Source organism: uncultured Methanofollis sp. (assembly GCF_937919355.1).
GTDB lineage: Archaea > Halobacteriota > Methanomicrobia > Methanomicrobiales > Methanofollaceae > Methanofollis.
The window spans coordinates 1-2,087 of record NZ_CALFSA010000224.1; the positions used below are offsets into that span (position 1 = coordinate 1).

At 61.9% G+C, this 2,087-nt stretch carries 3 protein-coding genes; 2 read left to right on the plus strand and 1 reads right to left on the minus strand.

Features of this window, described 5'->3' with window-relative positions; all coding sequences use genetic code 11:
• The coding region (locus tag Q0520_RS11010; protein ID WP_298670046.1) for a phospholipase D-like domain-containing protein at positions 1–729 on the minus strand (729 nt) is incomplete at its 3' end.
• Between the two features lie 180 nt (positions 730–909).
• Between Q0520_RS11010 and Q0520_RS11015 the strand changes: the two genes are divergently transcribed.
• Both Q0520_RS11015 and Q0520_RS11020 read left to right on the plus strand, forming a co-directional pair.
• Positions 910–1,395 carry a MarR family winged helix-turn-helix transcriptional regulator gene (locus tag Q0520_RS11015; protein WP_298670048.1) on the plus strand — a complete coding sequence of 162 codons (486 nt, stop codon included), beginning with the start codon at positions 910–912 and terminating at the stop codon, positions 1,393–1,395.
• Positions 1,367–2,087, plus strand: a 721-nt coding sequence (locus tag Q0520_RS11020; protein ID WP_298670050.1) for an MATE family efflux transporter, incomplete at its 3' end; no start/stop codon positions are given. The genes Q0520_RS11015 and Q0520_RS11020, both read left to right, overlap by 29 nt.

Genomic DNA, 2,087 nt, shown 5'->3' on the forward strand with positions numbered 1-2,087 from the left:
GGTCCCCAGGTACTCGTCCCCGATATTGAACCCGCCGATGAACCCGATAGTCCCGTCGATGACGGCGATCTTCCGGTGGTTGCGGTAGTTCACCCGGTAGAGAGAGGGGAAAAAGACGCCGATCCTGCCACCGGCATCGGTCAGTTCGTGGAAGGCCTCCTTCGACCCTTTCCCGGCCCGCGTCCCCATGGCGTCGAAGAGGAGACGGACCTCGACACCCTCCTTCGCCTTCTCCGCAAGGGCATGGACGACTGCACGCCCGAGGTCGTCGTTGTTGACGATGAAGTACTCCAGGTGGACGTGGTGGCGTGCCGCACGGATCGCCGCGAAGAGTGCGTCGAACTTCTCCTTCCCGTCCGTATAGACCTCGACCAGGTTGTTCTCGGCCAGGAAAGCCTGGTTGTTCTGGAGGAGGGCGAGGATCGTGCTGCGGTACGGCTCCGCAGCGGGGTTCGAGAAACGGGCAGACGGATCTGCCAGTTCCCGGTGCTGCTTCTCAAAGATTTTCCTGAGGGCCAGGTCTTCCTTCTCCTTCACCATGAACATCTTCTGCCTGGTGAAGTTCTGCCCGAAGATCAGGTACAGGAAAAACCCGATCGCAGGCAGGAAGAAGAGCACCATCAACCATGCCAGGGCGGCCGTCGGGTTCTTCCTCTCGAAGAAGATGACGGCGATGGCAAAGAAGACGTTAAAGACGAAGATAATGCTGAAGATGAGGGACAAGTCCATTCAGACCACCCCGCAGGAGAGGGTTGGCAGGAGTCGACGCGGCATGGAGTGCCTCTCGCGGGGACGATATATAATGCCATTGTCAGGTGAGGAATACAAACCCGGCACGACAGCATATGTTGCATGCGCAACAGTTGCATGTACAACAATTATCCCCTCCTGGCACCCACTAGATCCCTCATGCGACAGTCTCGCAAGACAGTCCCTCTCGGGGCCCTTGTCTCCATCATCCACCGGACCCACCACATCGTCATCGACGAGCGGATGAAGAGGTTCGGCCTCTCATCGGGGCAACTCTTCACCCTCCTCCACCTCGCCCACGAGCAGGGCATCACCCAGGAGACCCTCGTCCGGCGCTTCCGCGTCGACAGGGGTACCGTCGCACGGGCCGTGCGGAAACTGGAGGACGCGGGCTATATCAGCCGTACCGTCGACCCCGACGACCGCCGGGCCGTCAGGATCTTCCTGACAGACAGAGGGGAGGAGATCATCCCGGAGATCGTCAGGATAGACAGGGAATGGGAGGAAGAAGTCTTTGCAGGACTCACCGACGAGGAACGCACGCAGGCAGAGAGAACCCTGGTGACAATCGCACAGAACAGCCTCAGGCTCGCAGAGACAGGTGGTGACACCGACTATGCACGACACTGGAAAGAAAAACTCTGAAACAACAAAAGGTGTCTCACTCCTCACCGGCGACCCGAAGAAGGCGATCGTCAGGCTTTCCATCCCCATGATCGCGGCGATGCTCCTCCTCTCGACCTACAACCTTGCGGACGCCGTCTGGGTTGCTGGCCTCGGTTCGGACGCCCTCGCCGCCGTCGGCTTCATGACGCCCATCTTCATGGTCCTCTCCGGCCTCGCCGTCGGCCTCGGGGCAGGCGTCTCCTCCGCGATCGCCCGCCGGGTCGGTGCAGGGGACAGGGCCGGGGCAGACAACACCGCAGTCCACGCCGTCCTCCTCGCCCTCGGCCTTGCTGCCATTCTCACCATCCCCCTCATCCTCCTTGCCGGGCCCGTCGCCGCCCTCCTCGGGGCAGGCGAGATCTCCGGACTTGCGGCGGAGTACGGCCAGACCCTCTTCGCCGGCACGGTCTTTGTCCTCTTCACGAACATCGCCTACGCGGTCCTCCGGGCTGAAGGGGACACGAAGAGGACGATGTACGCGATGGGCGCATCGTCGGTCCTGAACATCGTCCTCGACCCCGTCTTCATCTATGGCGCGGGGATGGGCGTCGCCGGCGCGGCCCTCGCCACCGTCATCTCCATCGCGGCCGTCTCCGCGGTGCTCGTCTTCTGGTTCCTTGTGAAGAAGGACACCTATGTCTCCCTCTCGCGGGAGAGGTTCTCGCCCGATC